Annotated in this window: 3 protein-coding genes and 1 pseudogene; 3 read left to right on the forward strand and 1 reads right to left on the reverse strand. The window is 42.5% G+C overall.

Features of this window, described 5'->3' with window-relative positions:
• Together ACT3SX_RS13445 and ACT3SX_RS13450 are read left to right on the forward strand one after the other, a co-directional pair.
• The coding region (locus tag ACT3SX_RS13445; protein WP_444761781.1) for a hypothetical protein at positions 1-1,615 on the forward strand (1,615 nt) is incomplete at its 5' end.
• A gap of 18 nt (positions 1,616-1,633) precedes the next feature.
• Positions 1,634-2,515, forward strand: coding sequence for a DUF3142 domain-containing protein (locus ACT3SX_RS13450; protein ID WP_192519658.1), 882 nt, complete (start codon positions 1,634-1,636; stop codon positions 2,513-2,515).
• A 185-nt stretch (positions 2,516-2,700) separates the two neighbouring features.
• Here ACT3SX_RS13450 and ACT3SX_RS13455 read toward each other — a convergent pair.
• Positions 2,701-4,788 (reverse strand): annotated as a pseudogene (locus ACT3SX_RS13455) (catalase).
• A 445-nt stretch (positions 4,789-5,233) separates the two neighbouring features.
• On the opposite strand from ACT3SX_RS13455, the gene ACT3SX_RS13460 reads away from it, so the two are divergent.
• Positions 5,234-5,919, forward strand: a 686-nt coding sequence (locus ACT3SX_RS13460; RefSeq protein WP_444519036.1) for a dienelactone hydrolase family protein, incomplete at its 3' end; no start/stop codon positions are given.

A 5,919-nucleotide genomic window follows, 5' to 3' on the forward strand; every position in this document is an offset into this window, starting at 1 on the left:
GGGTGAAAAATCAGACTTTGACAGTGCTCATAATCTCTATAGTGCGTTAATCAATATTAAAACAGACAACAATGCCGGACTTGCTTGGCTGGTCGATACCGCCAATTATATGCTGATTCGTACTGGTATTAATCGTATTTATCAGCACGGCATGGGAGACTACCGCTATAAGAGCGAGACCGTTGATCCAAGACTGTTTTCCAATACTCAAAAGGTCATCAATACTTACCTTAGCCGCTTTAAAGATGGCCACTATACTGCCTCAGCGCGCGGCTTACAACGTCGGCTCTATTGGCTAGCAGATCGACAAGATAAGCTGATTGATGAGATCGAGTGGCAAATCGATCATACCAACTCACTAGCGTTTAATCTGGATAGTCGCGTATTGCCAGCAGAAATAGAACAAAGAGTATTTTTTGCAAACTTTGATGAACCACTCAATATTAATGATCTAAATAACCCCATTTTACTCACCAGTTTTGCGTTATACCGCTTAAGACCTGCTGACTCTTTTAGTTCTATTAAACCGCTAACATTAGCAGAGCTAAAGCAGCTAAAACCCAAGTTTAAAGAGCGCACAGATCTATATCAGTATCTCATAGCGACCTATTATTTTGTGCAGGAAAACAATCCAAAACTTGCTATAAAGTACTTACCAACTACTGTACCGACAAGTGAGATGTCATATTCAAGGTTTAGCCAATACGTCCTAAAAGCCAAAGCATTGCAGCAAACGGGTGATATCAATGAGGCAAACGCAATATGGGATCGCCTACATCAATTGCCAAAACAACCGTTTCAAAACAGAATAACCGAGCTGGCGTTAGCGCTTCAAGCAGATCAAACCAATGATTACAGCAAATTTTTTGGTAATAACGCTACGGTACAATCTCAAACTTTAAAAATGCGAGTAATCAAGTATTCTGCCGATCCCGTGCTATTGAGACAAATTGCTGATCGTCATTCGGTTACTGATACGATTGGCGCAGAAGCCCGTTACGCGCTACTGACTAAATCACTACTACAGGGGCGCTATGCTGATTATTTAACATACAGACAGAACTATCTCCCCAAAGACGCCCAAAAGTATTTAGGCTTTGATAGTGAGGACGAAAAACTGAAATACTTGCCTACATTCAGTGAGTTTAATTGGCAGGGTAAACAAATTAGTCCTAACATAAACTGCCAAGACTTGACGAAAACAGTGACGCGCCTGAGCCAAAACCCAAAAGACAGACTACAAACCCTATGTCTAGCCGAGTTTATGAATGACTCAAACTTAACTTACTATCTCGAAGATTATGACAATTCCTATCATTCTTCTGATCAAAACGATTCAGGCTATCGCTATCCTTACTTAGGTGATATACCCAGTCGTTTTGACGGTCAAGCGCTAAACCGATTGAACATCTATCAATCTACATTTAACAGCAATCAAGATGACGAGTTATCAGCCTATGCGCTACATCGTGCGATTGGCTGCTTTGCAAGTTCAGGTAGGAACCATTGTAGCGATGAAAATGTGGACATGTCAGTTCGTAAAGCTTGGTTTAAACGCTTAAAATCAGACTTTAAAAATACAAACTGGGCGAAAAACCAGAAATATTATTGGTAAATTGAAAGGCTTTTTGAATTGATAAAAAACTGGCAAAAACATAGAGGGCTAGTATTAGGGGTTATTTGCTTAATCATACTGGTTCTTACGTCTATTATTTATAACTCAGTCTATAGCCTTGCTTCAACGCATCAATCTAAAACTGAGCAGCAACCCCAATCAGTAGAGATCGCCCTCAATGCTGGGCACACCACTAATACTGCTGCTACTAGCGATGCAATTGTTAATGCGAAAGATTATGAGCAGTTTTGGATATGGACACCGCCCAAGGATGATACCCAGCTGAGCCAAGCTCATACCTTATATATCTTACAAGGTGAAATTCGTCCGCCTAATATTCCGTACTATCGTCCCAATACTAATGAGAATGCAGATCATGCTGCACTTGCAACGCTGACACCGCAAGGTCTAGGCGTTCGCTCTTTAGATGATAAAAAAATCTGGCTCGTCTATCGTGCAACCAGTCAAGAATGGTCAGACGAAGTGATGGCTCAGCTTATCGAGCGCTTAGAGAAGTGGCAGCGAGCAGGCAATCAAGTGATGGGGATTCAAATAGACTATGATGCTCCCACCTATCAACTGGATAAGTACGCACAACTGCTGAGGAATGTGCGTAAGCAACTACCAGCGCATTATCAGTTGAGCGTAACTGGATTGCTTGATTGGTCAAACCAAGCTGAGGAGCCTCAGTTTATGCAGCTCGGTGATGCCATCGATGAGTTGGTTATCCAAACTTATCAAGGAACAACTACTTTAACCAATTACTCTCGATATCTAAAAAAACTAGAAAATGTGCCCTTTGATTTTAAAGTGGGTATCATTGAAGGTGGTCAGTGGCACGGCGCAGGGTTTTTGGAAAACAGTCCACACTTTAAGGGTTATGTCGTATTTTTACGATAAAGGATGAAGTAATTGAAATATAGCATCTTCTTATAAAATGACACGCTTTTAACAAAGTGTGATTAGCGCTCACACTTTTTTACCCCCACTAAAAAACCCAGCGCTTAGGCTGGGTTTTTGATAAAACTTAACGTATAACATTTAATATATAAAACTTAACGTATCTAGAAACCGTATGACATTAATTATGCCAAATCACGTACCTTTGGCTCACGCTTCCATAGACGAGACTTCGCATTTGCAATAAAGCTATCTAATTCAGCGAGTGGCGTAACAAAACTGTCTTTTTCAATTGGCAGTTTACTCAATATAAACTCATCCGTTGCTCCGCAATACGCAATCGCTTTACAATGACCATACGCATCGTTGAACCAATCTAAGGCTGAGCTGTCTTTGGCTAGCTTTTTAGCTTGATCAGGCATGATAATACTCACCACAGCATCGAACATCACTGACGGACCACCAGCGAGGCGCTCATCAGCTTGTATGCGTGTGCCATCATCCAACACCACCTCTTTATTAGGTGCCACTATTTTGACACTAGCGCCCTGCTCTTTAGCGGCGTCTTCAAACTTCTTAATCTCGCTACTCTTAGAGCCTTCCGCGACCAATATACCTATCAGACGACCTTTTAGACTGTCAGGCGTCAGACCGATGGTTTGTACCGCTTTAGAGGTTGCTATATCTAGTACAGGTGCAGCGGCATCCGCAGGTTCTGGCAATTCCATACCAAGTGCGGTCGCCACACGATTGGCCAAGTCTTCATCGATATGAATCAGATGACCAAGCATACGAGCACGTACATGTGCTGTATCTACTTTACCGAGCTCAAAGGCATAGGCTGTTGCGATATGTGCTTGCTCCGTGGGTGTTTGGCTACGATAAAACATCCGTGGCTGACTGTAATGATCTGCGAAACTCTCTGCACGTACGCGACCTTTTACTCCATCATCTAGCTGCTCATGAAATGATTCAAAACCCTCTTTAACGCTTTCACGTGGTCTCGTTGTATCCAAACTCTGTGGCTCATACTATGTGCGGGTTTTGGGTATTTGCATTTGCATATGACCATCTTGCTGATTATTAGCAAACGGACATTTTGGTGCATTAATTGGCAGTTGTGCAAAGTTTGGTGAGCCTAAACGTGATAGCTGGGTGTCTAAATAGCTGAACAGTCGACCTTGTAATAATGGATCGTTACTGAAGTCGATACCTGGTGGTAGATGTGATGGGCAAAACGCGACTTGCTCCGTTTCTGCAAAGAAATTATCCGGATAACGATTGAGTACCATTTTACCAACCGTCTTAACTGGTACCAACTCTTCTGGAATCAGTTTGGTCGCATCGAGGTGGTCAAATGGAAACTCATTGGCCTCTTCTTCGGTAAATAATTGAACGCCAAACTCCCATTCAGGATAGTCGCCATTGTTGATTGATTCGAACAAATCACGACGATGATAATCGGGATCTGCACCTGAGATTTTCACTGCTTCATCCCAAGTGGTTGACTGTACACCCAATACTGGCTTCCAGTGAAAACGTACAAAGGTACTCTTGCCTTCTTTATTAATTAAACGATAACTATGGATACCAAAGCCTTCCATCATCCGTAGACTACGCGGTAGACCACGGTCACTCATCAGCCAAATCAGATTGTGCATCGTTTCAGGCGTTAGTGACACAAAGTCCCAAAAAGTATCATGCGCAGATGCCGCTTGCGGAAAGCCGCGATCAGGCTCTGGTTTTACCGCATGAATCAAGTCTGGGAACTTCATCGCATCTTGAATAAAGAAAATCGGCATGTTGTTACCAACGATATCCCAATTGCCTTCTTCGGTATAGATTTTTACGGCAAAACCGCGCACATCACGTGGCGTATCTTTTGAGCCTTTGTTGCCAGCCACAGTTGAAAAACGCGTAAACAAAGGCGTCTGCTCATCTGTCTCGGTCAAAATCTTCGCCGTGGTGTACTCTTCTAGAGATTCTGTCAGCTCAAAATAACCGTGTGCAGCACTACCACGCGCATGGACGATACGCTCAGGAATACGCTCATGGTCAAAATGATGGATTTTTTCACGTAATACAAAATCTTCTAACAGCGTAGGCCCACGTGAGCCTGCTTTTAGAGAGTTTTGATTGTCGGAGATGACAACGCCTTGTTGCGTCGTCAAAGCTTTGACGTCATCACCAGCACGCTGATGGGTTTCACCCCCATTGCCACGTTCGGTATTCATGTCTTTAGCGGGGTCGGTATGATCAATATTATTATTCATTATGCTTCCTAGCTAGTCATTAAAAGTAGGCTCTATACAGAGCTGTCTCTAATACTAGCTAATAGCTATGATGGACTCATTGCACTCCTTGTTGATATTTAGTTAAAGTTTGCAGTCGAAATCAGTAATTTTAGACTGTCTAAAAGAGAGGTTGGTATTAATAATAGAGCCTTGTAATGTAGTTATTCTTTAAGGTATTCTTTTATCAAGCAGCCAATATTTCTGGTAAATATATTGGTCTGATTATAGTCGATTTCATTTAACATAGTACAAGGCAGCCGAGTGTAGACGTATATCTCATACTTCAAGCGGACGCTGTCATAATTTTATAGTGGCATGACTATAGCGAGGATGACAATGTAGTGAGTTTATATAGGTTGACTGTATACGTTGACTTTATAACTACTTTACAACTACTTTTTATATAACTATAAGGATATCTATCATGTTACCAACTTCGAACACTCCATCCAAAAAACAATACCACTCATTACTAATAGGTGCATCAGTCGGTCTAATGGCGCTGACTTTTAGCCAAACGTCCGCCGCGATTACTACCAAAAACGTTACCTATACGGTCGATGATGAGGCCTACGAAGGCTATTATGCTAAAGCGGATGAGCCTAATGCGCCTTTTATTTTATTGATTCATGATTGGGACGGTCTAACCGATTATGAGCGTAAACGCGCGGACATGTTGGCAACTGAAGGCTACAATGTCTTGGCAGCAGATATGTTTGGACAAGGCGTACGCCCGACATCTATTGAAGAAAACAAACGCCTAACAGGCGAGCTATATGATGATCGCAGCAAGATGCGCCGTTTACTACAAGGCGCGTTAAATGCAGGACGACTACAAGGCAATGACGTGCGCAAAGGCATAACCATGGGTTATTGTTTTGGTGGTACAGTCGCGTTAGAGCTAGCACGTTCAGGATTCCCGCAAAAAGCCTTTGTACCTTTTCATGGAGCTTTCGATATTCCAACCGGTCAAAGCTATGACAATACCACAGGAGAAATCTTAGTATTCCATGGCTCAGCTGACCAATCTGTCTCGCTAGAAAGCTTTGCGACTTTGGGTAAGACGCTAGAAGCAGCTAAGATACCTCACGAGATGGTCACTTATAGCGG

The sequence above is a fragment of the Psychrobacter sp. AOP31-B2-9 genome (genome assembly GCF_052378005.1).
Lineage (GTDB): Bacteria > Pseudomonadota > Gammaproteobacteria > Pseudomonadales > Moraxellaceae > Psychrobacter.